General features: G+C 67.1%; 17 protein-coding genes and 1 pseudogene. 11 read left to right on the top strand and 7 right to left on the bottom strand.

All coding sequences use genetic code 11. The features are described from left to right. Window positions 1-16 precede the first annotated feature (16 nt). Window positions 17-3,148, top strand: a complete 3,132-nt coding sequence (locus RS899_RS10335) for an efflux RND transporter permease subunit (protein ID WP_315809834.1) — start codon at window positions 17-19, stop codon at window positions 3,146-3,148. Continuing rightward, a complete protein-coding gene (locus tag RS899_RS10330; protein WP_315809833.1) occupies window positions 3,145-4,563 on the top strand; it encodes an efflux transporter outer membrane subunit in 1,419 nt (472 codons plus the stop codon). The genes RS899_RS10335 and RS899_RS10330 overlap by 4 nt, the downstream gene beginning before the upstream one ends. A 154-nt stretch (window positions 4,564-4,717) precedes the next feature. Here the strand turns inward: RS899_RS10330 and RS899_RS10325 are convergent, their stop codons facing one another. Further along, on the bottom strand, window positions 4,718-5,026 hold the full coding sequence (locus tag RS899_RS10325; protein ID WP_315809832.1) for an NIPSNAP family protein: 309 nt from the start codon (window positions 5,024-5,026) through the stop codon (window positions 4,718-4,720). Window positions 5,027-5,341: 315 nt separating this feature from the next. On the opposite strand from RS899_RS10325, the gene RS899_RS10320 reads away from it, so the two are divergent. After that, entirely contained in the window at window positions 5,342-6,034 is a 693-nt protein-coding gene (locus RS899_RS10320; protein ID WP_236174108.1) for an MgtC/SapB family protein, read from the top strand. 55 nt (window positions 6,035-6,089) lie between these two features. On the opposite strand, the gene RS899_RS10315 is transcribed toward RS899_RS10320, so the two are convergent. After that, window positions 6,090-6,434, bottom strand: a complete 345-nt coding sequence (locus tag RS899_RS10315; RefSeq protein WP_037014773.1) for a cupin domain-containing protein — start codon at window positions 6,432-6,434, stop codon at window positions 6,090-6,092. 243 nt (window positions 6,435-6,677) lie between these two features. Here RS899_RS10315 and RS899_RS10310 point away from each other — a divergent pair, with 243 nt between their 5' ends. Continuing rightward, complete coding sequence (locus RS899_RS10310) at window positions 6,678-8,033, top strand: OprD family porin (protein WP_315809831.1); 1,356 nt, start codon at window positions 6,678-6,680, stop codon at window positions 8,031-8,033. A 226-nt stretch (window positions 8,034-8,259) separates the two neighbouring features. On the opposite strand, the gene RS899_RS10305 is transcribed toward RS899_RS10310, so the two are convergent. The 4 genes from RS899_RS10305 to RS899_RS10290 all read right to left on the bottom strand — a co-directional run bounded on the left by RS899_RS10305 (window position 8,260) and on the right by RS899_RS10290 (window position 15,540). Continuing rightward, window positions 8,260-8,976, bottom strand: coding sequence for an SDR family oxidoreductase (locus RS899_RS10305; protein ID WP_315809830.1), 717 nt, complete (start codon window positions 8,974-8,976; stop codon window positions 8,260-8,262). A 750-nt stretch (window positions 8,977-9,726) separates the two neighbouring features. Continuing rightward, the gene (locus RS899_RS10300; RefSeq protein WP_315809829.1) at window positions 9,727-12,900 is read right to left on the bottom strand and encodes a CusA/CzcA family heavy metal efflux RND transporter; all 3,174 of its coding nucleotides are present in this window, start codon (window positions 12,898-12,900) and stop codon (window positions 9,727-9,729) included. 12 nt (window positions 12,901-12,912) lie between these two features. Beyond that, window positions 12,913-14,160 carry an efflux RND transporter periplasmic adaptor subunit gene (locus RS899_RS10295; RefSeq protein ID WP_315809828.1) on the bottom strand — a complete coding sequence of 416 codons (1,248 nt, stop codon included), beginning with the start codon at window positions 14,158-14,160 and terminating at the stop codon, window positions 12,913-12,915. A gap of 171 nt (window positions 14,161-14,331) precedes the next feature. Further along, complete coding sequence (locus RS899_RS10290) at window positions 14,332-15,540, bottom strand: TolC family protein (protein ID WP_409978056.1); 1,209 nt, start codon at window positions 15,538-15,540, stop codon at window positions 14,332-14,334. Between the two features lie 440 nt (window positions 15,541-15,980). Here RS899_RS10290 and RS899_RS10285 point away from each other — a divergent pair, with 440 nt between their 5' ends. Both RS899_RS10285 and RS899_RS10280 read left to right on the top strand, forming a co-directional pair. Next, window positions 15,981-16,655: a heavy metal response regulator transcription factor gene (locus RS899_RS10285; RefSeq protein ID WP_054909263.1), complete on the top strand. Its 675-nt coding sequence runs from the start codon at window positions 15,981-15,983 to the stop codon at window positions 16,653-16,655. After that, window positions 16,652-18,037, top strand: coding sequence for a heavy metal sensor histidine kinase (locus RS899_RS10280; RefSeq protein ID WP_054909264.1), 1,386 nt, complete (start codon window positions 16,652-16,654; stop codon window positions 18,035-18,037). The genes RS899_RS10285 and RS899_RS10280 overlap by 4 nt, the downstream gene beginning before the upstream one ends. 1 nt (window position 18,038) lies before the next feature. Here RS899_RS10280 and RS899_RS10275 read toward each other — a convergent pair whose 3' ends face one another. Continuing rightward, window positions 18,039-18,374 carry a DUF2790 domain-containing protein gene (locus RS899_RS10275; RefSeq protein ID WP_024767026.1) on the bottom strand — a complete coding sequence of 112 codons (336 nt, stop codon included), beginning with the start codon at window positions 18,372-18,374 and terminating at the stop codon, window positions 18,039-18,041. 143 nt (window positions 18,375-18,517) lie between these two features. Here RS899_RS10275 and RS899_RS10270 point away from each other — a divergent pair, with 143 nt between their 5' ends. The 5 genes and pseudogenes from RS899_RS10270 to RS899_RS10250 all read left to right on the top strand — a co-directional run bounded on the left by RS899_RS10270 (window position 18,518) and on the right by RS899_RS10250 (window position 25,177). Continuing rightward, on the top strand, window positions 18,518-18,862 hold the full coding sequence (locus RS899_RS10270; protein ID WP_315809826.1) for a hypothetical protein: 345 nt from the start codon (window positions 18,518-18,520) through the stop codon (window positions 18,860-18,862). A 90-nt stretch (window positions 18,863-18,952) separates the two neighbouring features. After that, window positions 18,953-20,203 (top strand): annotated as a pseudogene (locus RS899_RS10265) (TolC family protein). Continuing rightward, window positions 20,200-21,675: an efflux RND transporter periplasmic adaptor subunit gene (locus tag RS899_RS10260; RefSeq protein WP_315809825.1), complete on the top strand. Its 1,476-nt coding sequence runs from the start codon at window positions 20,200-20,202 to the stop codon at window positions 21,673-21,675. Before RS899_RS10265 ends, RS899_RS10260 begins: the two are co-directional and overlap by 4 nt. Next, on the top strand, window positions 21,672-24,839 hold the full coding sequence (locus RS899_RS10255) for an efflux RND transporter permease subunit (RefSeq protein WP_315809824.1): 3,168 nt from the start codon (window positions 21,672-21,674) through the stop codon (window positions 24,837-24,839). The genes RS899_RS10260 and RS899_RS10255 overlap by 4 nt, the downstream gene beginning before the upstream one ends. After that, on the top strand, window positions 24,836-25,177 hold the full coding sequence (locus RS899_RS10250; RefSeq protein WP_315809823.1) for a copper-binding protein: 342 nt from the start codon (window positions 24,836-24,838) through the stop codon (window positions 25,175-25,177). The genes RS899_RS10255 and RS899_RS10250 overlap by 4 nt, the downstream gene beginning before the upstream one ends. Window positions 25,178-25,365 lie beyond the last annotated feature (188 nt).

Genomic DNA, 25,365 nt, shown 5'->3' with positions numbered 1-25,365 from the left:
CGCCGAGGAATTCCCCATGTCACTGTTCTTCATCAAGCGCCCCAACTTCGCGTGGGTGGTGGCGCTGTTCATTTCCCTGGCCGGCCTGCTGGCGATTCCGCTGCTGCCGGTAGCGCAATACCCCAGCGTGGCGCCACCGCAGATCACCGTCACCGCCACCTACCCCGGCGCCTCGGCGCAGGTGCTGGTGGACTCGGTCACCAGCGTGATCGAGGAGGAGCTCAACGGCGCCAAGGGCCTGCTCTACTTCGAGTCCACCAGCAACTCCAACGGCATGGCCGAAGTGGTGGTCACCTTCCAGCCCGGCACTAATCCCGAGCTGGCCCAGGTGGACGTGCAGAACCGCCTGAAGAAGGCCGAGGCACGCATGCCCCAGGCCGTGCTCACGCAGGGGCTGGAGGTCGAGCAGACCAGCGCCGGCTTCCTGCTGATCTACGCGCTGAATTACAAGGAAGGCTCGCAGCGCACCGATACCACCGCCCTGGGCGACTACGCCGCGCGCAACATCAACAACGAGCTGCGTCGCGTCCAGGGCGTCGGCAAGCTGCAGTTCTTCTCCTCCGAAGCCGCCATGCGCGTGTGGATCGACCCGCAGAAGCTGGTCGGCTACGGCCTGTCCATCGATGACGTGGGCAACGCCATTCGCGGGCAGAACGTGCAGGTACCTGCCGGCAGCTTCGGCGCCTCCCCCGGCAGCACCGAGCAGGAGCTGACCGCCACCCTCGCCGTGAAAGGCACCCTGGACGACCCGGCGGAGTTCGGCCGCATTGTCCTGCGCGCCAATCCGGACGGCTCCAGCGTGAAGCTGGCCGACGTGGCGCGCCTGGAAGTCGGCAGCGAAAGCTACAACTTCACCGCCCGCCTGGACGGCAAGCCCACCGTGGCCGGCGCCATCCAGCTCTCCCCCGGCGCCAACGCCCTGCAGACCGCCGCCCTGGTGAAGGAGCGCCTGGCCGAGCTGTCGGTGAACTTCCCCGACGACGTCGAATACTCGGTGCCCTACGACACCTCGCGCTTCGTCGACGTGGCCATCGAGAAGGTCATCCACACCCTGCTCGAAGCCATGGTGCTGGTGTTCCTGGTGATGTTCCTGTTCCTGCAGAACGTGCGCTACACGCTGATCCCGGCCATCGTCGTGCCGGTGTGCCTGCTGGGCACGCTGACGATGATGTACCTGCTGGGCTTCTCGGTGAACATGATGACCATGTTCGGCATGGTGCTGGCCATCGGCATCCTGGTGGACGACGCCATCGTGGTGGTGGAGAACGTCGAGCGGATCATGGCCGAGGAAGGCCTGTCCCCGGCGAAGGCCACGGTCAAGGCGATGGGCCAGGTCTCCGGTGCGATCATCGGCATCACCCTGGTGCTCTCGGCGGTGTTCCTGCCCCTGGCCTTCATGGCCGGCTCGGTGGGCGTCATCTACCAGCAGTTCTCCCTGTCGCTGGCGGTGTCGATCCTGTTCTCCGGCTTCCTCGCCCTGACCTTCACCCCGGCGCTGTGCGCCACGCTGCTCAAGCCGATCCCGGCGGGCCATCACGAGAAGCGCGGCTTCTTCGGCGCCTTCAACCGTGGCTTCACGCGCCTGACCGAGCGCTACACGCGGCTCAACAGTGCACTGGTGAAACGCGCCGGGCGCTACATGCTGATCTACGCCGGCATCCTCGCCCTGCTCGGCTACAGCTACCTGCGCCTGCCCGAATCCTTCGTGCCGGTGGAAGACCAGGGCTACATGATCGTCGACATCCAGCTGCCGCCGGGCGCCACCCGCGCGCGGGCCGACGTCACCGGCCAGGAGCTGGAGAAGTTCCTCGCTTCGCGTGAGGCCGTGGCCTCGTCCTTCCTGGTGATGGGCTTCAGCTTCTCCGGCATGGGCGAGAACGCCGCGCTGGCCTTCCCGACCCTGAAGGACTGGTCCGTGCGCGACAAGTCGCAGTCCGCCGAAGCGGAAACCGCCGCGGTGAACGAGCGTTTCGCCGGCATCAGCGACGGCGCGATCATGGCCGTGACCCCGCCGCCGATCGACGGCCTGGGCAACTCCGGCGGCTTCTCGCTGCGCCTGCAGGACCGCGCCGGCCTCGGCCGCGAGGCACTGCTGGCGGCCCGCGACCAGTTGCTCGGAGAGGCCAACGGCAACCCGAAGATCCTCTACGCGATGATGGAAGGCCTCGCCGAGGCACCCCAGTTGCGCGTCGAAATCGACCGCGAGAAGGCGCGCACCCTGGGCGTCAGCTTCGAGTCCATCAGCAGTGCGCTGTCCACTGCCTTCGGCTCCTCGGTGATCAACGACTTCGCCAACGCCGGCCGCCAGCAGCGCGTGGTGGTGCAGGCCGAACAGGGTGACCGGATGACCCCGGAAGCCGTGCTCAAGCTCTACGTGCCCAATACCAGCGGCGAGCTGGTGCCGCTGTCCGCCTTCGTCAGCACCCGCTGGGAAGAAGGCCCGGTGCAGCTGGCGCGCTACAACGGTTACCCGTCGATCCGTATCGCCGGCGACGCCGCACCCGGTGTGAGTACCGGCGAAGCCATGGCCGAGATGCAACGCCTGGCCTCCGAGCTGCCGGCCGGCATCGGCTACGAGTGGACCGGCCTGTCCTACCAGGAGAAGGTCGCCAGCGGCCAGGCCAGCCAGCTGTTCGCCCTCGCCATTCTCGTAGTGTTCCTGCTGCTGGTGGCGCTCTACGAGAGCTGGGCGATCCCGCTGTCGGTGATGCTCATCGTGCCCATCGGCGCCCTCGGCGCGGTATTGGCGGTGACGGTCACCGGGTTGCCCAACGACGTGTACTTCAAGGTCGGCCTGATCACCGTCATCGGCCTCGCGGCGAAGAACGCGATCCTCATCGTCGAATTCGCCAAGGAGCTCTGGGAACAGGGCCACAGCCTGCGCGACGCCGCCATCCAGGCCGCGCGCCTGCGCTTCCGCCCGATCATCATGACCTCCATGGCCTTCATCCTCGGCGTGGTGCCGCTGGTGGTCGCCAGCGGCGCCGGCGCGGCGAGCCAGCGCGCCCTGGGTACCGGGGTAATCGGCGGAATGCTCAGCGCCACGCTGCTGGGGGTGATTTTCGTGCCCATCTGCTTCGTCTGGCTGCTGTCGCTGCTGCGTCGCCAACCTAAACCTGCGCAACAACCGTCGGAGGTCGCGCAATGACCGCCCTGCATAAACCCGCCTGCACCTTGCTGCTGGCGCTGAGCCTGGCCGGCTGCTCGATGGCGCCCACCTACGAACGCCCCGAAGCACCGGTGGCGCCGAGCTGGAACAGCCCCGCCGCGAAGACCGGCCAGGCCGCCAGCAACCTCGACTGGCAAACCTTCATCGTCGACAGCGAGCTGCGCAATCTGGTGGGCGTCGCCCTGGACAACAACCGCTCGCTGCGCCAGACCCTGCTGGACATCGAACAGGCCCGCGCGCAATACCGCATCCAGCGCGCCGACCGCGTGCCGGGGCTGAACGCCGCGGCCAACGGCAATCGCCAGCGGCTGCCGGGTGATCTGTCCAACACCGGCAGCTCGGCGGTGAGCAGCAGCTATCAGGTCGGCCTCGCGCTGCCCGAGTACGAGCTGGACCTGTTCGGCCGGGTGAAGAGCCTGACCGACGCCGCGCTGGAGCAATACCTATCCACCGAGGCAGCCGCCCGCAGCGCGCGCATCGCGCTGATCGCCGAGGTCAGCCAGGCCTATCTCACCTATGACGGTGCGCAGCGCCGCCTGCAGCTCACCGAGCAGACCCTGGCCAGCCGCGAGGATTCGCTCGGCCTGATCAGCCAGCGGCGCTCGGCGGGTGCGGCCACTGCGCTGGACTACCAGGAAGCGCTGGGGCTGGTCGAGCAGTCGCGCGCCGAGCTGGAAAGCAATGCCCGGCAGAAACAGCAGGCGCTCAATGCCCTGGTACTGCTGCTCGGTACCGCCGATGCGGCCAAGCGCATCCCGCAGTTGCCGCAGGACAAGCCCATGCTGATCCAGGACATCGCCCCCGGCACACCATCGGAGCTGATCGAGCGGCGCCCGGACATCCTCGCCGCCGAGCACGTGCTCAAGGCGCGCAACGCCGACATCGGTGCAGCCCGCGCGGCGTTCTTCCCGCGTATCAGCCTGACCGGCAGCTTCGGTACATCCAGCGCGGAAATGTCCGGGTTGTTCGACGGCGGCTCGCGGTCGTGGAGCTTCGTGCCGACCCTGTCGCTGCCGATCTTCGACGCGGGGCGCAACAGTGCTAATCTCGACCTGGCCAAGGTGCGCAAGGACTCCGCCGTGGCGGCCTACGAAGGCACCATCCAGACGGCGTTCCGTGAAGTCGCCGACGCACTCGCGGCGACCGACACCCTGCGCCGCGAGGAGGCCGCGCGCCGCGCACTGGCCAACACCACCAACGAGACGCTGAAGCTGGCCAAGGCGCGCTACGAAGGCGGCGTGGACAGCCACCTGCGCTACCTCGACGCGCAGCGCAGCAACTTCGTCAACGAGTCGGCCTACATCGAGACCAGCACCCAGCGGCAGATTGCGCTGGTGGACCTGTTCCGCGCCCTCGGCGGTGGCTGGAGCGGCGAGGTAACGGCGCAGCGCTGATCCACCACCCTGGTTCCGCTTCACGTAGGGCGCATAACCCGGAACGGGTTATCCGCCGCCATGGCGGATAACGCCTCCGGCGTTATGCGCCCTACGATGCTGCTCCTCCGCCGGCGGACTTTGTCCGCACAGCTTGGTGAACCACGGCGGCCGCTCAGCCGCCGAACACCGGCCGGAAGAAGCTCCGCTCGTAGCTGAGGATGCAGCGGGTTTCCTCGGCGTAGCGGAACGCGGCCTGGCACTCGGCATCCTCCATGGACTGCTGCCGGTAGCGCTCGAAGTCGGCCAGGCTGGGGAAAGTGAACATCGCCAGGGCAATGTTGCTGGCCCCTTCGGAGGGCAGGAAGTAGCCGTGGTGCTGGCCGCCGAAGCGTTCCACCAGCGGGATCCACAACCGGCCGTAATGTTCGAATTCCTTGAGCTTGTACGGGTCCAGCACGTAGCGCAGGTAACAGGTGACCATCTTGCCAACTCTCGTCCAGTGAAAGGGACCGCCACTGTACCTATTCCTCACCTGATCGCCCAAACCGATCGCATCCGCCACATCGCGCTTTTGTAGGAGCGAGCTTGCTCGCGAACCGCTCAACGCCGGAGACGCCGGCAGCAGCATTCGCGAGCAAGAACCAGGCGCGCCCAGGCTCCTTCAGGCTGCTGCCAGCCTGCGCAACATCAGCCTGCAACACCGCGCGACCCGGTAGACTGGCCGCATCTTCAACCATCGCAGGGGCACGCACCCTCCCACGGGCGCCGGCGCAAGGCCGGCGCGGAGCACCACGGCATGTACTTCGACATCATCCTCGACCTCTTCGCAGCGCTCTGCTTCGGCGCGCTGATCGGCATGGAGCGCCAGTGGCGCCAGCGTTTCACCGGGGTCGCCACCCACGGGCTGGTCTCGCTCGGCGCCGCTACCTTCGCCACCCTGCCCTTCCTCATGGGCGCGGAAGACCAGGTGGTGCGCATGTCGGCGCAGGTGGTCACCGGCATCGGCTTCCTCGGCGCCGGCGTGATCATGCGCGACGGCCTCAGCGTGCGCGGCCTGAGCACCGCGGCGACGATCTGGTGCACCGGGGCGGTAGGCGTGCTGGCCGGCAGCGGCTTCCTCGCGGCAGCGCTGGTCGCCACCCTGCTGATCGTGCTGTGCAACCTGACGCTGCCCTCGGTGACACGCTGGATCCAGCGTCACGCGCCGATAGAACCGAGCAGCGAGCGCTACTACACGGTCGAGGCCGTCACCGAGGCTCACCAGGAAGCGCTGGTGCGCTCCACCCTGCTGCGCCGCCTGAGTGCCAACGGCCTGGCCCTGCAAAGCCTGGAGAGCCACGCACGCAAGACCGGCGGCGAAGTGGAAGTGGCCGCGCTGGTACTCGCCCCCAGCGACAAGGACAGCCTGCTGGAAGCCCTGGTCGGCGAACTGGCGCTGGCGCCCTATGTATCGGCGGCCAGCTGGTCGGTCAGCGACGGCCCGCAGTGAGTCGCCCGGAACGCAGAAAGGGAGCCTGTCGGCTCCCTTTTTCATAACCGCCTGGTCAGGCGAAGACGAAGTACTTGCGCACCGTCTCCACCACTTCCCAGGTGCCCTTCATGCCCGGCTCGATAACGAATACATCGCCGGCGCGCAGATGGATCGGCTGCTCGCCCTCGGGGGTGATGACGCAGTAGCCGTCGAGGAAATGGCAGTACTCCCACTTCTCGTAGTTCACCTGGAACTTGCCGGGGGTGCAGATCCAGGTGCCCATAATCTTGCTGCCGTCCGCCGACAGGTAGGCATTGAGGTTGACGGTGTGCGGGTCGCCGCCGATGCGCTGCCACTTGGTGGCATCCAGCACGGGCGTCGGGCAGGTGTCGCGCAGCACGGTAATGAAATCGGACATGTCGGCTCCAGATCGTTTCGGTGAGGGTTCGCCACCCTAGGCATCGACCGCCGGGAACGATTGCCTGGTTCCGACATCGGTTTGCCTGCCAGCGCTGCCCCGCCGCTGCCTGACAGATTTGTCATCCGCCGCTCACCGGCTCGTTATCCACGCTCCTACACGATGCCCGTGGCCCTCGCCACGCCTGAGCGAAAACAACAACAGCAGGCGGTAACCGACCATCCTGCCCTTAGGAGCACATTCATGTATCGCACGCCTCGAAAATACCGACGCAAATTCCCGCTGGCGGCTTCGCTGCTGGCACTGGGCGTCGCATCGCCGACCGTCTTCGCCGAAGCGACAACCGAAGAGAAGCCCGAAGGCTTCATCGAAGGCGCCAGCCTGGAAATCCTCAACCGCAACCTCTACTTCAACCGCGACGCCCGCCATGGCCAGTCCGTACCGCCGCGCGGCAACGGCTACTCGGAAGTCTGGGCCCACGGGATCATCGGCAGGTTCGAATCCGGCTTCACCCAGGGCACGGTCGGCGTCGGGGTGGACGCCTTCGCCATGCTCGGCTTCCAGCTCGATACCGGCGATGGCCGCAACGGCGCGGGCAGTTCGGTGGACGTATTGCCCACCGACAACGACGGGCGCACCGAAAGCGACTACTCCAAGGCCGGCGGCGCGGCCAAGGTGCGCCTGTGGGACACGGTGCTGAAAGTCGGCGACGTGTTCCCGGAGACACCCGTGGTGCACTACGGCGACTCGCGCCTGCTGCTCGAATCCTTCCGTGGTTTCACCCTGCAGAACACCAGCCTCGAAGGCCTGACCCTGCAGGGTGGCCGCCTGCACTCCATGAGCCAGCCGCAATCACGGCAGATGGACGACGGCTTCGCCACTTTCTACGCCGGCCCGGTGGATTCGTCCTGGCTTGCCTACGGCGGCGGTGACTACGCGATCAATGACAATGCCAGCGTCAGCCTCTACAGCAGCCGCCTGAAGGACGCCTGGAACCAGTACTACTTCGGCACTGCGTTGAACTTCCCGCTCAGCGAGGCAGTGGAGCTGTTCGGCGGGTTCAACTACTACAAGTCGCAGGACGAGGGGCGCGAGCTGCTCGGCGAGTTCAACACCAATATCTGGAGCGCCAGCGCCGGCGTGCACTTCGGCGCCCACCGCATCGCCGTCAGCCACCAGCGCAACAACGGCAACAACGACTTCGACTACCTGCGCCAGGCCGACTCGATCTACCTCGACAACTCCATCCAGTACAGCGACTTCAACTCGCCGAAGGAGCGCTCCTGGATGGTCCGCTACGACCTCGACATGGCCACCTACGGCGTGCCCGGCCTGAGCTTCATGACCCGCTACGCACGCGGTACCGACGCCGACTACTCCAATGCCAACGCCGTGTACATGCGCCGCGACGACAACGGCGACCCGCTGACCGACCAGAAACGCTGGGAGCGCGACATCGAGGCCAAGTACGTATTCCAGGAAGGCCAGCTCAAGGACCTGTCGCTGCGCGTACGCCAGGCGACGACCCGCGCCACCGCCTTCGAATCGGACCTGGACGAAGTGCGGCTGATCATCGAATACCCGCTGGCCGTGCTGTAAGGCCGGCGCCTGGCAGGCGGATGACGGAATTGTCAGCTGCGCATCAGCCTGCCGTTAGGCGCCCCTGGGTATAACGGAAGGCATCACCGCCCCCCAAGGCTTCTGGTGATGATTTCCCCCGCAAGACTGCTCCACTTCCTGGCGCTCCACGTGCCCCTTTGGAGGAAGAGGAACCCTCGGCGCCCGCAAGGGCGCCTTTTTTTCGTGGAGCCTGGAGGGTGCGATGTCAGAAGCACTCGTCTCGAATCGCCGGCAGGACCAGTTCGCGGACGAACGAAGCTCCCGAAAGCTGCAACAACGCATCGACCATTCGCACCACATCATGCACTGGAACCTGATGGCCTCCTCCTCGGCGAGCAGCATCCGCCAGGGGCGTGGTCAGCGGATCATCGGTGTTCAGGTAACCCAGCTGGAGCACGCTCACCGCCAGCCTGCTGTCCCTGAAGCCCTCGCGCAGCGCATCGGCCATGCCATTGAGGGCAAACTTCGAAGCACCGAAGGTCACCTCGGGACGTCCGCTCTGGCGCAAGCCGGATGTCGACCCGGTCAGGATCAGTTGCGGCCGTGACGAGTCCAGCAGCCTGGGAACCAGGCGCCTGAGCAGGAACAGAGTGGCGGTGATGTTCACGTCGACCAGCCTGCCGATGGACTCGTCGGAATCGGTGAGGAAGCAATAGCCTTCGCTGAAGGCCTCCTCTTCCCAGATGCCGACATTGCAGATCAATACATCCAGCTCGGCAGGCGCCTGGGCTTCGATGGCTGATGCGGCCTCTCCGGCGACCGACAGGTCGGCTTCGATCCACTCGAGCTGGACGCCTTCAGCGGCCGCCAATGATTCCGGCCGCCTGCGCGATACGCCCACCACACTATCGCCCGGCCGTCCCAGGCCCTCGGCCAGCGCGCGGCCCAGCCCCCGGCTCGCGCCCACAATCATGATGTTCATCGAACGTCTCCCCGGCGCCTGCCTGTCCAGTGTGCTTTTGCGCACGGGTGAATTCGCCACTGCGCAAAGGTTCGGGCTGGACTCTAAAACCTCAACCTAGCCTGAGGTCAATAGAAGCAATCGCCCAGATATGGGCCGGAATCGCTGCGCGGAGTTCGTTGCTCCATTTGGAGCGATGAATAGGCTGGAAGACTGCCAGCCGCCTCGGCAGCCGGGTGCACGGGTGGACAACCGACAGAGAGCACGTATCCGACTGCTACGGAGAGGAGTGAGCGGTAGCGCTGGAAATCACCTCCGAGCGCTGGCGGGCCGACACAGGGGGATCGATCCGTGCGATGCCTGGGGCGGGCATTTTCAGGGCCTCACACCAGGCATCCGCGACGGTTACCGCCGATCTTTCGAATCGTCCTCCGGGCGGTCGTTTTCCTCATGGGGCTCCTCGATCACGGGGCCTGGACGCGCAGGATCAGGCTCGTCCTTGCGCACCGGTGTCCTGGGCGGTCTTTCGCCCGGCTTGTCGTGCTCGGCGATCGGCCCCGGCCGAGGCTCGGGTACAATTTCCTCTTTCACGCTGCATCTCCCGGGACAGTACTGCCCCTGTACGCTGGTGGCTCGGGGCACAGGCAGGCGGCCAGAGCCGCTGCCACCCCTCTACCGGACAGAGCGTCGGAGTGGCGGACGCTCCCTCGATGGAAACATCCCGGCCGGGATAGTTCAGAGCATTTCCCGACCGTACATCCGCCCGGCTCTCTAGCGGCCGAGGCCAGTTCCCTCCCGCTGCACCCGGGCATCCTCATCCCGCCGATGCATCCACCGATACAACGCCGGCAGCACCAGCAGCGTCAGCGTGGTCGATGAAAGGATGCCGCCGATCACCACGGTCGCCAGCGGCCGCTGCACTTCCGCACCCGTGCCGGTGGCCAGGGCCATGGGCACGAAGCCCAGCGAGGCCACCAGCGCGGTCATCAGCACCGGGCGCAAGCGGGTCAGCGCCCCCTCGCGGATTGCTGCGTCGAGGCCACGCCCCTCCTCCCGCAGGCTGCGGATGAAGGAGATCATCACCAGGCCATTGAGTACCGCCACGCCGGACAGCGCGATGAAACCGACGCCTGCCGAGATCGACAGCGGGATATCCCGCAGCCACAGCGCGACCACGCCACCGGTGAGGGCAAAGGGAATCCCGGTGAAAACCACCAGCCCGTCGCGCACGTTGTTGAACATCATCAGCAGCAACGTGAACACCAGCAGCAGCGCCACCGGCACCACGATCTGCAAACGCTGCGCCGCCGACTGTAACTGCTCGAACTGGCCGCCCCAGGTCGTCCAGTAGCCGGCCTGCAGCTTCACCTGCTGCTCGATGTTGCCGCTCGCCTCGGCGACGAACGAACCGATATCCCGCCCGCGCACGTTGGCGCTCACGACCACCAGGCGCTTGCCGTTCTCGCGGCTGACCTGGTTCGGCCCCTGTACCAGTTCCAGGCGTGCCACTTCGCCCAGGGTGATGAAGCCGATGCGCGAATCCGTGGCATTGGCCGGGGCCGGCACCGGGATGAGCATGCGCGACAGGGCGTCGATGTCGCTGCGCAGGTTTTCCGGCAGGCGCACGATCAGGTCGAAGCGGCGGTCGCCCTCGAACAGCGTACCCGCCTCGCGGCCACCGATGGCCACGGAGACGTTGTCCTGGATGTCGCCGACATTCAGCCCGTAACGCGCGGCACGCTGGCGGTCGATGTTCACGGTGAGCACCGGCAGGCCGCTGGTCTGCTCGACCTTCACCTCGGACGAGCCCTGCACCTGGCGCAGCACGCCAGCAATCTGCTCGGCAGTCTGGTTCAGGACCTCCATGTCGTCGCCGAAGACCTTCACCGCCACGTCGCTGCGTACCCCGGAAATCAGCTCGTTGAAGCGCAACTGGATCGGTTGCGACAGCTCATAGGCGCTGCCCGGCACGCCATTGGCGGCTTCCTGGATTTCCGCTTCCAACTGCGCACGGCTCTTCTTCGGATCGGGCCACTGCTCCTTGGGTTTCAACATCACGTAGGCGTCGGAGATATTCGGCGGCATCGGGTCGGAGGCGATCTCCGCAGTGCCAGTGCGGCTGAACATGCGTTGCACCTCCGGCACCTTGTCCAGCACCTGGCGCTCCAGGGCCTCCTGCATGGCCACCGATTGCGACAAGCTGGTGCCCGGCGTGCGCAGCGATTGCAGGGCGAAGTCGCCCTCGCCCAGGCTGGGCACGAACTCGCTGCCCATGCGGCTGGCCAGCAGGCCGGAGAGCAGCACCAGCACCGCGGCGCAGGCGAACACCAGCGCGCGCCGCGCCATCACCCAGTCCAGCACCGGTTCATAGGCGCGGCGCGCGCCACGCATGAGCAGGTTTTCCTCTTCCTTCACCTTGCCGCTGATGAACAGCGCGATGGCCGCCGGCACGAAGGTCACCGAGAGGATCATCGCCCCCAGCAACACCAGCACCACGGTGAAGGCCATCGGGTGGAACATTTTCCCCTCGACGCCGGTGAGGGCGAAGATCGGCAGGTACACCACCATGATGATCAGTTGCCCGTAGATCAGTGCGCGGCGCGCTTCCTTCGACGCGGCGAAGACTTCGTGCATCCGCTCGCTGCGGGTCAGCAGGCGGCCATGGTGCTGCTGTGCATGGGCCAGGCGGCGGATGGCGTTCTCGACGATCACCACGGCGCCATCGACGATGATGCCGAAGTCCAGCGCGCCGAGGCTCATCAGGTTGGCGCTGATGCGGTTGCTGAACATGCCGGTGAAGGTGAACAGCATCGCCAGCGGGATCACCATGGCGGTGATCAGCGCCGCGCGGATATTGCCCAGGAACAGGAAGAGTACCGCCACCACCAGGATCGCCCCCTCGGTGAGGTTGCGCTTGACCGTGGCGATGGCCTTGTCGACCAGTTGCGTACGGTCATAGACAGTCACCGCCTTGACCCCGGCCGGCAGCGTACGGTTGATCTCGTCCAGCTTGGCCGCGGCAGCCTTGGCGACGGTGCGGCTGTTCTCGCCGATCAGCATGAACACCGTGCCGAGCACCACTTCGCGGCCGTCCTCGGTAGCGGCGCCGGTGCGCAGCTCGCGCCCCAGGCCGACCTCGGCGACATTGCGCAGGCGGATCGGTGTGCCATCGACATTGGCCACGACGATGTTGGCGATGTCCTCCAGGCTGCCCACCTGCCCCGGCGCACGCACCAGCAACTGCTCGCCGTTGCGCTCGATGTAGCCGGCGCCGACGTTGGCGTTGTTGCGCTCCAGTGCAGCGATCACGTCCGCCAGGGTCAGCCGGTAGGCCGCCAGCCGGCGAGTATCCGGGGCAACCTGGAACTGCTTGGCGAAGCCGCCGATGGTGTTCACCTCGGCCACACCCGGCACGTTGCGCAGTTGCGGCTTGATCACCCAGTCCTGGATCACCCGCAGGTCGGTCGGCGTGTACTCGCTGCCGTCCTCCTTGCGCGCGCCCGGCTCGGCCTCGATGGTCCACAGGAATATCTCGCCCAGGCCGGTGGAGATCGGCCCCATGGCCGACTCGACGCCCTCGGGGAGCTGCTCGCGCGCCTGCTGCAGGCGTTCGTTGACCAGTTGGCGGGCGAAGAACAGGTCGGTACCGTCCTTGAAGATCACCGTCACCTGCGACAGCCCCGAGCGCGAAATCGAGCGCGTCTGCTGCAGGCCCGGCAAGCCGGCCATGGCGGTTTCCACCGGGTAGGTAATGCGCTGCTCGGTCTCCAGCGGCGTGAAGCCCGGCGCCGAAGTGTTGACCTGCACCTGCACGTTGGTGATGTCGGGTACCGCGTCGATGGGCAGTTTCTGGTAGCTGGCGATACCCAGGCCGGCCATGCCGAGGACGGCGAGCAGCACCAGGTAGCGCTGCTCGATGGCGAAACGAATGATGCGTTCGAACATGCTGGCGCCCCGTCAGTGAGCGTGGGACGCCGAGCTCTTGCCCAGCTCCGACTTGAGAATGAAGCTGCCTTCGGCCGCCACCTGATCACCCGCCGAGAGTCCCGCCAGCACTTCCACCTGGCCGGCGCTGCGCAGCCCAAGGTTGACCGGGCGCGGGTCGAAGCCTTCGGCATTGCGTACGAATACGCTCGGCTGGCCCTCCACCTCCTGGACGGCCTGCTCCGGCACCGCGACCGGCACCTGGCGTGCCGAACTGCTGACCCGCACGTTGACGAACAGGCCCGGGCGCCAGGCGCCATCGGGATTGGCCAGGGTCACGCGGGCCACCGCGCTGCGGGTCTGCTCGCCGAGCAGGTTGCCGACGTAACTCACGCGACCGTCGACCTGCATGCCCAGATCCGCTGCTTCAACCCGTGCCGGCTTGCCCACCTGAACCCGCGCGAGGTCCTGCGGTGCGACACTGAAACTGGCCCAGACCCGCGACAGGTCGGACAGCGTGAACGCCGCCGTGGTCTCGCTGACCACCTCGCCGGGCACCAGGTGCTTCTCCACCACCACACCGTCGAACGGCGCCCGCAGCTCGTAGCGGTTACCGCCGGCGCTGGCCGACACGCCGCTCAGGGCGTTGGTCTTCTGCTGCGCATTGGCCAGGGCGATGCGGGCTTCCTCCAGGTCCTGGCGGGCCTGGAGATAATCCTGCTCGGCGGAGATCTTCTCCTGCCACAGCTCGCGTTCGCGTTCGAAGGTCTTGCTCGCCAGGCTCGCCCGGCGCTGGGCGGCGGCCAGCTCGCTGCGCAACTCGGACACCTGCTGGCTGGCGATCACTGCCAGCAGCTCGCCCTTCTTCACGTTCTGCCCGAGCTCAACCGCCACCGACTCCACCACGCCCGGCGTGCGCGGTACGACGTGGGCAGTGCGGTCCTGGTCGAAGCCGATCTCGCCGGGCAGGCTGAATGCCTCGTCCAGCGCCTGCGGCCCGGCTGTGACCAGTTGGATGCCGGCAGCCTCGATCTGCGCCGGGCTCAGATGCAGGCCTTGCTCTTCGGTTTCGGCTCCCTGGGCGGCGTGATGCTCACCGTCGGCATGGCTCGCCGCTTCGGCATGAGGGGTCGGCGCCGCGCTGTTGTGGTGCTCGCCGTCCGCGTGGGTCGCATCGTCGAGGTGGTTGCCGCCGGCCTGTTCGCTGCCCATCCAGGCATAGGCGCTGACGCCCAGCGCAGAGGCCAGCAGCACGGCGGCGAGAGGGGTTTTCTTGATCATGGAAGCTCCGGGAAGTATCCGCCGGCGCCGCGCTGTGACGCTGGCACCGCAAGGTGATGGAGGTTGCTGAAGAGGTCGTGGACGCACCAATGCACCGGCAGGCCCGCGGTCGGCGCGGCGGCAGACGGCGTCAGGGTCACCAGCAGCAGGGCGAGCCTGGCGCGGCGAGCCTTAGCGGGCCGCGCCGACATCGCCGTAGACCCGTTCGATGCGGCCCCAGGCATCGCTGACCTGGGCCAGCGCACGCAGGTACTGGTCGCGCGCAGCGATCAGGGTGCGTTGGGCGTCGAGTACTTCGAGGAAGCCGAACTTGCCCATCTCGAAGCCGCGCGTGGCGCTTTCCACGGCGGTCTGGGCGGTGGGCAGGATGGTCTGGCGGAAGGCGTTGACCTCGCCCTGGGCGGTGCTCCACTGCTGCCACGCCTGCTGGGTCTCCTGGCGCAGGCGCAGCTCGACGGCGTTGCGCAGGTCGCGGGCCTGGTCGGCGCGGCGCGACTCGGCGAGGATGTTGCCCTGGTTGCGGTCGAACAGCGGCAAGGGCAGGCTCAGGCCGATCACCGCGATGCGGTCGCGGTTGCCGTCCTCGATGGCCTCCTGGCTGCCCAGGCTGACATCGAGGTCGGGAATCCGCTGGGTCTTCGCCAGGCGTACGGCGGCTTCGCCTTCATCGATGCGACTCTGCGCCAGGCGCATTTCTGCGCTGTCGCCCAGACGGCGCAACAGCTCTTCGCTGGAGGGCAGGCCGGGCAGTGAACGGCCTGTCTCGCTGCGCACGCCGGTGAAGTCCGGCGAGGCAAGCCCCATCAGGCTGGCCAGCGCCTGGTTGGCGTCGGCGCGGTCGCGGCGGGCGCGATCCTGCTCCAGGCGCACTTCGGCCAGCTGTACCTGCGCACGATCGGCTTCGAGCGGCGGGGCCTTGCCGGCACGGACACGCCCGTCAGCCGCGGCCACTCCCCGCCGCGCCAGCTCGACGGACTGCTGTGCCAGCCGTTCACGCTCCTGGGCGCGCAAGGCCGTGAAGAAGGCTGCGATCAACTCGCCGCGCAGCTGGTTGCGCCGCGCCTCCAGGCTCAGCGCGGCGACGGCCTGGCCGCGCTCCGCAAGCTCCACCCGCGCGCCCCGCTTGCCGCCCAGCTCCAGCGGCTGGCTGATGCCCACAGTGGTGGTGCGATTGCGCGATTCGGTGCCTTCCTGCTCCCAGGACAGCGTCGGGTTGCGCAGCAGGCCTGCCTGCTCGCGCAAACCCTGGGCGATGCCGATCTCACGGGCGCTGGCGGACAGCTCGGGATTGCCATTGGCCGCAGCCTGCAGCGCCTCCTCGATGCCGATCTCTCGGCTTTGCGCCCAGGCGGGCGACTGCCAGAGCAGCAAGGCGAGCAACCCCGCCCATGGAATGAACCCAGTACGTCTTGCAAACACGGCGAACCTCGCACGATGGAGTCAACTTCGACGGCATGCCGTCATTTCCATCGGCGAATCTAGGGGCGCCTCTCTAGCGACAAGGTGACTGGATAATTACAAACATGTAATTGGTCAGCCGGGGAGTTCTCGTTGTATGTATTTAAAAAGGCCTCGCACCTCTTCCAGGTAACTTCAGGAAACAATTCGCGAAATTCCCGGCAGCCCTGCATTTCCCAGAAAACCCTTCAAGAGCAGTCACCTGCAGAACTTCCCCGGTTTTCTGAACAACGCCGAATACAACATCGCCACGATTGACCCTGAAGTCGCTACAGCTTCTAGACTGCGCGCGCTTTACAGGGCTCGGCGAACTTTCCTGTGTCCCTGGCATTATTTCTCACGCTATTACCGAGTAACTATTCATGAAAATCCTGCTCATCGAGGACGACCACAAGACGGCCGATTATCTGCAACAGGGGCTGAGCGAAAGCGGCTATGTGGTCGACCGCGCCGACAACGGCGTCGATGGCCTGCACCTGGCGCGGCAGTGCGCCTACGACCTGGTCATCCTCGATGTGAACCTGCCGCAGATGGATGGCTGGGATGTACTCGCCAGCCTGCGCCAGCACAGCGATATCCGCGTGATGATGCTCACCGCCCGCGGCCGCCTCACCGAACGGGTGAAAGGCTTCGACCTGGGCGCCGACGACTACCTGCTCAAGCCCTTCGAATTCCCCGAACTGCTCGCCCGCGTGCGCTCGCTGATGCGCCGCAGCGAACGCATCGACCAGCCCCAGGTGCTGGAGATCGGCGGGCTGGAACTTGACCCCGGCCGCCACCGCGCCTACCGCGACAGCCGCCGAATAGACCTGACCAGCAAGGAGTTCGCCCTGCTGCACCTGCTGATGAGCCGTAGCGGCGAGGTACTCTCGCGCACGCAGATCATCTCGCTGGTCTGGGACATGAACTTCGACTGCGATACCAACGTGGTGGAAGTCACCATCCGCCGCCTGCGGGCAAAGATCGACGACCCCTTCGCCGACAAGCTGATCCACACCCTGCGCGGGGTCGGCTACGTGCTGGAAGCGCGCGCATGAAGCCGGCCAGCCTGTCGCTGCGCATCGGCCTGTGGGTCGGCGTACTGGGTTCGGTGCTGATGGTCCTGCTGCTCACCCTGGCCTACCTCGCCCTCGACCACCAATTGGACCAGCGAGCCCACCGTGAACTGGAAGACAAACTCGGGCAGTTGCGTCACGCGCTGGACGCAGACCCCGGCCTCGCCGCCCTGCCCTTGCGCGGCCATGCCCTGCAGGACCAGCTGATGGGCCACGACAACCTGAGCGCCACACTGCTCGACGAGCAACGCGGGCAGCCGCCGCGATTCAGCAGCGGGCCGCCCCGCGACGTAGCGGCGCTCGATGAGTTCGCCGGCAGTGGCCGCGCCTTCGGCTGGACCTCGGCGGACGGTCGCCGCCTGCTGACCGAGCGGGGCCTGGTCCGCTTGCGCGACGGCAATACCCTGCGGGTGTTCCTGACCCTGGATCGGCGCGACGACGATGCCCTGCTCGGCGCCTTCCTGCGCTCGGCCTGGCTGGCGGTACCACCGCTGCTGCTGCTCATCGCCCTGGGTGCGCGCCTGGTGGCCAAGCGCGGCCTGCAGCCCTTGCGGCAGTTCGGCCAGGTGGCCTCGCTGATCACCACCCAGGACCTCAGCCACCGCATTCCCGTGCAGGACCTGCCACGGGAGCTGGGCAAGGCTGCGCGGGCGCTGAACCTGATGCTGCATCGGCTGGATGGCGGCGTGCAGCAGCTCACGCAGTTCTCCGACGACATCGCCCACGAGTTGCGCTCGCCCATCGGCAACCTGCTGGGCAAGGCACAGGTGACGCTGTCGCGGCCGCGGGAAAAGGACGAGTACGAAGCGGTGCTGGCCGCCAGTACCGAGGAGCTGGAACGGGTCGGCCGGATCGTCAGCGACATGCTGTTCCTCGCCCAGGTCAGCCACCCGCGCGCGCTGCTGCCGCAGGAGGCGGTGCAGCTGGAGGAGGAAGCGGCGAAGGTCGCCGAGCTGTTCGATTTCAGCGCGGAGGAAAGGTCGTTGCGCATCGCCATTGAGGGGCATGGGCAGGTCGTGGGCGATCGCCTGATGATCCAGCGCGCCATTTCCAACCTGCTCTCCAACGCGATCCGCCACACGCCCGAGGGCGAATGCATCAGCGTGCAAGTGCGGGACGATGGCGCAACCGTGACGCTAGAGGTGCAGAACCCCGGAACGGGCATTGCCGCCGAGCACCTGCCGCACCTGTTCGAGCGCTTCTACCGGGTGGACAAGGGCCGCTCGCGAGCGCAGGGCGGTACGGGCCTGGGGCTGGCCATCGTGCGCTCGATCATGGAGCTGCACCTGGGTGCGGCCAGCGCGCAGAGTTCGGAGGAAGGGCCGACGCGCTTCCTCCTGAAATTCCCCGCCTCGCCGGACTGAATCAGCGGGTAGCGCGACAGGCGACGCGCTCGGTGCGGTACTCGATGGCCTGCTCCTCGCCGGAGGAATCCTTGTAGCGCAGTTGCACCGGGACCACGCCGCAGTCGGTGCTCATCGGCGTCACTGCTACGACTTCGGCGATGTCCAGGTTCATCCCGTAGGTGTACTGCTTCGCCTCGGCGATCTGCATCGGCGACGGGGCGCCCTCGCGAGCCTGCATGGCTTGCTGGCGGGCCTGCTCCATGCGGGCGAAGGTGATGTCGCCGCCACCGTCGGCCAGCGCCAGGGAGGAAGTGCCCAGCAGGGCGGCGGTCAGGAAGAAGCGGGAGAGTTGCATGGCAGTCACCTCATGGGTGGTTGAAAGTGACTCCACCTTACGAGGCCGCCGCTAACGGGAAGCTGAGGCACGGATGACGATTCGGTTATCCAGCCGACACCGCCGTTGACCTTGCCCCAGGGGAAGGTTCTAAGCTGCGCGGCATGCTTCGTCGCCTGCGGCTCTTCATCATCCTGTTGCTCAGCCTTGCGCTTCCCCTCACCGGGATGGCGGGCTTCGAGGCGCCGACCGAACCCTGTCCGATGCAGGAACAGGGCATGAGCCAGATGGCCGGCATGGACCAGGATTGCTGCCAGGACGCGGGCAAGATGACCCCGCACGGCAAGAAGGCCTGCAAGACCGGCCAGGAGTGCAAGACCAGCAGCCTGCTCCAGGTCAGCCTCCTGAGCGCCCCGCACCACCCTGTCGCACCGCAGACTCCATCCTGCTACAACCACCTCGTGCCGAGCCAGGCGCCCGCCGATCTCTGGCGACCTCCCTGCGCCTGATTCCTCTCCTGACCTGAACTCTGCCCGCGGCCCCTGAAGGCTGCCGGGCGGCTTGCGCCCGTGCGCTGGTTTTCCAGAGGAATCCCCATCGTGACCCACGTCCGACTCCACTCGGGCTGGCTGCTGCTCGCGCTGCTGTCCAGCCTGCCCGCCCAGGGTGCGTCCCTGTCGCTGGACGACGCCCTGTTGCTGGCCGAACGCAACGCCCCTTCCCTGCTCGCCGAAAGCGAAAAAGTCGCGGCGGCCAAAAACGCCGCCATTCCGGCCGGGGAATTGCCCGATCCCAAGCTCAACCTCGGCCTGCAGAACATCCCCATCGAGGGGCAGGAGCGCTGGACCACCCAGCGCGACAACATGAGCATGCAGATGGTCGGCCTAATGCAGGAGGTGCCCAATCGCGACAAGCGCAAGGCCCGCATCGAGACCGCCCAGGCCGCCGTCGAACGCGCCGACGCCGAAGCCGGCGTGGAGCGCCTGAAGGTCCGCAACGCCCTCGCGCAGGCCTGGATCGCGGCGTACACGCTGCAACGCAAGCTGGCGATGTTCGATGATTTCTACCGCGAAAACCGGCTGCTTGACGCGAGCGTCCGCGCGCGCCTGGCCAGTGGCGGCGCCAGCACCGTGGACGCAGTGCTGCCGCGCCAGGAAGCCGCGCTGCTGGACGAGCGCAAGGACGATCTGCTGAGCCAGCAGGCCCGAGCCCGCGCGACGCTCAAGCGCTGGATCGGCCAGGACGCGTCGCAGACGCTCAGCGGAGACTTCCCGCGCTGGTCGATCGAAGCCCCCCACTACCTGCAGGCGCTGCACCAGCATCCGGAACTCGCCGCCTACGGGCCGATGACCGCGAGGCCGAGGCGCTGGTCCGCGAAGCCGTGGCGGAGAAGAAGCCGGACTGGAGCTGGGAGGTGGACTACCAGCGCCGCGGCCGCGAATTCGGCGACATGATGACTCTGCAGGTCAGCTTCGACCTGCCGCTGTTCAGCGGCACCCGCCAGGACCCGAAGATCGCCGCCCGCCGCCCGCCGTGCGCAGGTTCGCCAGCTGGATGCCGAGCGCGAGGCCCTGGCCCGCGAGCATGAGCAACAACTGGAGGAGGACCTGGCCGAGTACCGGCGCCTGCAGCGCGCCGTCGAGCGCAGCAGCGGCACGCTGGTGCCGCTGGCCGAGGAGAAGGCAAGCCTGGCCACCGCCGGCTATCGCGCTGGCAAGCTCCAGCTCGACGAGGTGCTCGGTGCGCGCCAGCAACTGATCGAGGCGCGGCTCCGGCAACTCGACCTGCTGGGCTCCCTGGCGCAGGTCGCGGCACGCCTCTATTTCACCTACGAGGAGGCGCACGCATGAGCCGGCTTCCCGTGAAGACCTCCACACTGCTGCTCCTCGCACTGGCCACCGGCGCTGCTGGCGGCTACTGGTTCGCCCAGCGGTTACCGGCCCCGGCGCCAGAAACCGGCGGTGCAGCCTCGCAGCGCAAAGCGCTCTACTGGTACGACCCGATGGTCCCGCAGCAGCGCTTCGATGCGCCGGGCAAGTCGCCGTTCATGGACATGCAACTGGTGCCCCGTTACGCCGACGATGACAGCGCCAGCGGCCCGCCGGCGGTCCACCTCGAACCGGGCATCCAGCAGAACCTCGGCGTGCGCCTGGCCTCGGTGAGCCGCGGCAGGCTCGATCGAAAGCTGCAGGTCACCGGCCTGCTGACCTTCAATGACCGCGACGTGGCAGTGCTCCAGGCGCGTGCCGGCGGCTTCGTCGAACGTACCTACGCCCTGGCGCCCGGTGACGTGGTACAGGCCGGAGCGCCGGTGGCCGACATCCTGGTGCCGGAGTGGGCCGGACTGCAGGAGGAATACCTCGCCCTGCAGACCACGCCGGATCGGAGCTTGCGCGAAGCGGCGCGGCAGCGCCTGCTGCTGGCGGGAATGCCGCCCGCGCTGGTCGCCCAGGTCGCGCGCAGTGGCCGGGCACGCCCGGTGATCACGCTCGGCTCGCCCATCTCCGGGGTGATCCGCGAACTGGACGTGCGCACCGGCATGACCCTGCCCGCCGGCGCACCGCTGGCGCGGATCAACGGCCTCGGGCAGGTCTGGCTGGAAGCGGCGGTGCCGGAGACACAGGCCGCTGGCCTGAAGATCGGCCAGCCGGTCACCGCCCGCCTGCCGGCATTCCCGGATCGTCCGGTGACGGGCACCCTGGCCAGCATCCTGCCGGAGAACGACCAGCAGAGCCGCACCCTGCGCCTGCGCATCGAACTGCCCAACCCGGATGGCCAACTGCGCCCGGGGATGACCGTGGAGGTCAGCCTCGATCTCGCTGGTGAGTCCGACGTGCTGCAAATTCCCAGCGAAGCAGTGATTCGCACCGGCAAGCGCAACCTGGTGATGCTCGCCGAGGAGCAGGGTCGCTTCCGCCCGGTCGAGGTGCGCCTCGGCCAGGAGAACGCCGGCCTGGTGGCTGTGCTCCAGGGCCTGGAGGAAGGTCAGCGGGTGGTTGCTTCCGGGCAGTTCCTGATCGATTCGGAAGCCAGCCTGAAAGGCATCGAGGCCCGCACGCAAGACGTGCCCGTCACAACGGCAAGCGTGCCCGCGCTGCATGAAGCCGAAGGCCGGATCGTGGCCATCGATGCCCAGGGCATGACGATCAGCCACGGCCCCTTCAACACCCTGGGCATGCCTGGCATGACCATGACCTTCCCACTCGCCCGTGCCGGGTTGGCGGACGGGCTGAAGGTCGGCGAGCGCATCCGCTTCGGGGTCAGCCAGGGCGATTCCGGGCTGGTGATCGAACAGGTGAGCCGGCAGGAGGCGCAGCCATGATCGCGAAGCTGATCCGCTGGTCGGTGGCCAACCGCCTGCTGGTGCTGCTGGCCACCCTGTTCATCGTCGCCTGGGGCCTCTGGTCGTTGCGCAGCACGCCCATCGACGCGCTGCCGGACCTCTCCGACGTACAGGTGATCATCCGCACCAGCTATCCGGGGCAAGCGCCGCAGATCGTCGAAAACCAGGTCACCTACCCGTTGGCCACCACGATGCTGTCGGTGCCGGGAGCGAAGACCGTGCGCGGTTTTTCCTCCTTCGGCGACAGCTTCGTCTATGTGCTGTTCGACGACGGCACCGACCTCTACTGGGCCCGTTCGCGGGTGCTGGAATACCTGAACCAGGTGCAGTCGCGCCTGCCACCCACGGCAAAGGCCGCGCTTGGGCCGGACGCCACCGGCGTCGGCTGGATCTACCAGTACGCCCTGGTGGACCGTACGGGGCGGCATGACCTGGCCCAGCTTCGAGGGCTGCAGGACTGGTTCCTGAAGTACGAGCTGAAGACGGTGCCGGACGTGGCCGAAGTCGCCACCGTCGGTGGCATGGTCAAGCAGTACCAGGTGCTGCTCGACCCGGTCCGGCTGGCCAGCCTGGGCATTACCCAGGGCCAGGTGATCGAGGCCATCGGCAAGGCCAACCAGGAAACCGGCGGTGGTGTGCTGGAGCTGGGCGAGGCGGAGTTCATGGTACGCGCCTCGGGCTACCTGAAGAGCCTGGCCGACTTTCGCGCCATCCCGTTGCGCCTGTCGGGTAATGGCAGCCCGGTCACCCTGGGCGACGTCGCGAGTGTCCAGCTCGGCCCGGAAATGCGCCGCGGCATCGGCGAGCTGGACGGCGAAGGCGAAGCCGTGGGCGGAGTGATTGTCCTGCGCAGCGGCAAGAACGCCCGCGAAGCCATCACGCGGGTGAAGGACCGGCTGGAGGAACTGAAGAAGAGCCTGCCCAAAGGCGTGGAGATCGTCACCACCTATGACCGCAGCCAACTGATCGACCGCGCGGTGAGCAACCTCAGCCACAAGCTGATCGAGGAATTCCTCGTGGTAGCACTGGTGTGCGCCGCCTTCCTCTGGCATCTGCGCTCGTCACTGGTGGCCATCGTGTCGTTGCCGGTGGGTGTGCTGATCGCGCTGATCGTCATGCGTCACCAGGGGATCAACGCCAACATCATGTCGCTTGGCGGCATCGCCATCGCCATCGGTGCGATGGTCGACGCGGCGGTGGTGATGATCGAGAACGCACACAGGCGCGTCGAGGCCTGGCACCGGCAGCACCCTGGCGTTCCTCTGGTCGGCGAGCAGCACTGGAAGGTCATGACCGAGGCCGCCGTGGAAGTGGGGCCGGCGCTGTTCTTCAGCCTGCTGTTCTTCAGCCTGCTGATCATCACCCTGTCGTTCATTCCGGTGTTCACCCTGCAAGCCCAGGAGGGCCGATTGTTCGGCCCGCTGGCGTTTACCAAGACCTACGCCATGGCCGGCGCCGCCGGGCTGTCGGTGACCCTGGTGCCGGTACTGATGGGCTACTGGATTCGTGGGCGGCTGCCACCGGAGCAGCGCAACCCGCTCAATCGCTGGCTGATCCGCCTCTACCAGCCGGCCCTCGATGCGGTACTGCGCCGGCCGCGGAGCACACTGGCGGTGGCAGCGCTGGTGTTCCTCTCCGGGCTCTGGCCGCTATCCCACCTGGGCGGCGAGTTTCTCCCGCCGCTGGACGAAGGCGACCTGCTGTACATGCCCTCGGCCCTGCCCGGCCTCTCCGCGCAGAAGGCTTCGGAGTTGCTGCAGAACACCGATCGCCTGATCCGTAGCGTGCCGGAAGTCGCCAGCGTTTTCGGCAAGGCCGGGCGCGCCGAATCCGCCACCGATCCGGCGCCACTGGAGATGTTCGAAACCACCATCCGCTTCAAGCCCAGGGACCAGTGGCGCCCCGGCATGACCAGCGAAAAGCTGGTGGAGGAACTGGACCGCGTGGTGAAGGTGCCGGGCCTGACCAACATCTGGATCCCGCCGATCCGCAACCGTATCGACATGCTCGCCACCGGCATCAAGAGCCCCATCGGGGTGAAGATCGCCGGCACCGACCTGGCCGAGATCGACCGTGCGACCCAGGCCGTGGAGCGGGTGGCGAAGACGGTGCCGGGCGTCAGCTCGGCGCTGGCCGAACGCCTGACCGGCGGCCGCTACATCGACGTCGACATCGACCGCCAGGCGGCGGCGCGCTACGGCATGAACATCGCCGACGTGCAGGCCATCGTCGGCAGCGCCATCGGCGGCGAGAACATCGGTGAAACGGTGGAAGGGCTGGCCCGCTATCCGATCAACGTGCGCTACCCGCGCGAATGGCGCGACTCGGTGGATGCCCTGCGCCAGTTGCCGATCTACACCGCACAGGGCGGCCAGATCACCCTCGGCAGCGTGGCGCGGATAGGCATCAGCGAGGGGCCGCCGATGCTCAAGAGCGAGAACGCCCGGCTTTCCGGCTGGGTGTATGTCGACGTCCGCGGCCGTGACCTGGCCTCGGTCGTGGCGGACCTGCGCCAGGCGGTGGAGCGCGAGGTGAGGCTCGCTCCGGGCATGAGCCTGGGCTACTCCGGACAGTTCGAGTACCTGGAGCGCGCCAACGCCCGCCTCAAGCTGGTCGTCCCGGCGACCCTGGCGATCATCTTCGTGCTGCTCTACCTGACGTTCGGGCGCATCGACGAGGCCTTGCTGATCATGGCGACCCTGCCCTTCGCACTCACCGGCGGCGTATGGCTGCTGTACCTGATGGGTTTCAACCTGTCGGTGGCCACGGGTGTCGGTTTCATCGCCCTGGCCGGCGTGGCGGCAGAGTTCGGCGTGATCATGCTGGTCTACCTGAAGAACGCCTGGGCCGAGCATCCCCAGGCCAACCAGCCGTCCTCGCTGCTGGCGGCGATCCGCGAGGGCGCAGTCCAGCGGGTACGCCCCAAGGCCATGACCGTGGCGGTGATCGTCGCCGGCCTGCTGCCCATCCTCTGGAGCAGCGGCACCGGCAGCGAGGTCATGAGTCGCATCGCCGTGCCCATGGTCGGCGGCATGATCACCGCGCCCCTGCTTTCCCTGTTCGTCATTCCCGCCGCCTACTGGCTGATGCGTCGTCGTCAGTCGTTGGCAGCCAGCCAACCGCAACCTGGAGACATCCCATGAAAACCCCACTGATCACCCTGGGCGCCCTGTTGCTCGCCCTGTCTCATTCCGCCCTGGCCGAAGACGACGCCGGCATGAAGATGGACGGCATGAGCATGGACAGCGCCCAGCAAACGCCCATCGCGAGCGCCGAGGGCAGCGTCCGCGCCATCGACGCCGAACGCCACCTCGTCACCCTCGCCCATGGCCCGGTGGCGGCGCTGCACTGGCCACCGATGACCATGGCCTTCAAGGCCACCGCTGCACAACTCGACGGCCTGAGCGTGGGCGACAGGGTCGCCTTCGAGTTCCGCAACGCCAGTGATGGCTCCACCCTGGTCAACATCCGCAAACCTTGAAGCCAGCCCCATGGACGCCTCGCCATCACGGCGAAGCGTCCATGGGCGGCATGGGCCTTCGTATTTCCACCACTCATCCGTGCAATTTCCTACCGGTGAACTCTCGGCGTCCGACGACTGTCTGTGTGCTGTCGGCCCACCGGGTGGAGCCCCTGGCCATTGGCCACCCGGCTAGTTCTGAACCCTTC

Source organism: Pseudomonas sp. C9-3, from assembly GCF_032392015.1.
GTDB lineage: Bacteria > Pseudomonadota > Gammaproteobacteria > Pseudomonadales > Pseudomonadaceae > Pseudomonas > Pseudomonas nitroreducens.
This window is presented reverse-complemented; position numbering and strand designations above follow the sequence as displayed.

Excerpts from the sequence above, each read along its gene's own strand:
- RS899_RS10275 (WP_024767026.1), bottom strand. The coding sequence starts at position 18,374 with ATGCAACTCTCCCGCTTCTTCCTGACCGCCGCCCTGCTGGGCACTTCC.
- RS899_RS10270 (WP_315809826.1), top strand. The coding sequence starts at position 18,518 with ATGCTTCGTCGCCTGCGGCTCTTCATCATCCTGTTGCTCAGCCTTGCG.
- RS899_RS10325 (WP_315809832.1), bottom strand. The coding sequence starts at position 5,026 with ATGGTCACCTGTTACCTGCGCTACGTGCTGGACCCGTACAAGCTCAAG.
- RS899_RS10295 (WP_315809828.1), bottom strand. The coding sequence starts at position 14,160 with ATGATCAAGAAAACCCCTCTCGCCGCCGTGCTGCTGGCCTCTGCGCTG.
- RS899_RS10280 (WP_054909264.1), top strand. The coding sequence starts at position 16,652 with ATGAAGCCGGCCAGCCTGTCGCTGCGCATCGGCCTGTGGGTCGGCGTA.
- RS899_RS10250 (WP_315809823.1), top strand. The coding sequence starts at position 24,836 with ATGAAAACCCCACTGATCACCCTGGGCGCCCTGTTGCTCGCCCTGTCT.
- RS899_RS10260 (WP_315809825.1), top strand. The coding sequence starts at position 20,200 with ATGAGCCGGCTTCCCGTGAAGACCTCCACACTGCTGCTCCTCGCACTG.
- RS899_RS10315 (WP_037014773.1), bottom strand. The coding sequence starts at position 6,434 with ATGTCCGATTTCATTACCGTGCTGCGCGACACCTGCCCGACGCCCGTG.
- RS899_RS10305 (WP_315809830.1), bottom strand. The coding sequence starts at position 8,976 with ATGAACATCATGATTGTGGGCGCGAGCCGGGGGCTGGGCCGCGCGCTG.
- RS899_RS10300 (WP_315809829.1), bottom strand. The coding sequence starts at position 12,900 with ATGTTCGAACGCATCATTCGTTTCGCCATCGAGCAGCGCTACCTGGTG.
- RS899_RS10330 (WP_315809833.1), top strand. The coding sequence starts at position 3,145 with ATGACCGCCCTGCATAAACCCGCCTGCACCTTGCTGCTGGCGCTGAGC.
- RS899_RS10255 (WP_315809824.1), top strand. The coding sequence starts at position 21,672 with ATGATCGCGAAGCTGATCCGCTGGTCGGTGGCCAACCGCCTGCTGGTG.
- RS899_RS10310 (WP_315809831.1), top strand. The coding sequence starts at position 6,678 with ATGTATCGCACGCCTCGAAAATACCGACGCAAATTCCCGCTGGCGGCT.
- RS899_RS10320 (WP_236174108.1), top strand. The coding sequence starts at position 5,342 with ATGTACTTCGACATCATCCTCGACCTCTTCGCAGCGCTCTGCTTCGGC.
- RS899_RS10285 (WP_054909263.1), top strand. The coding sequence starts at position 15,981 with ATGAAAATCCTGCTCATCGAGGACGACCACAAGACGGCCGATTATCTG.
- RS899_RS10335 (WP_315809834.1), top strand. The coding sequence starts at position 17 with ATGTCACTGTTCTTCATCAAGCGCCCCAACTTCGCGTGGGTGGTGGCG.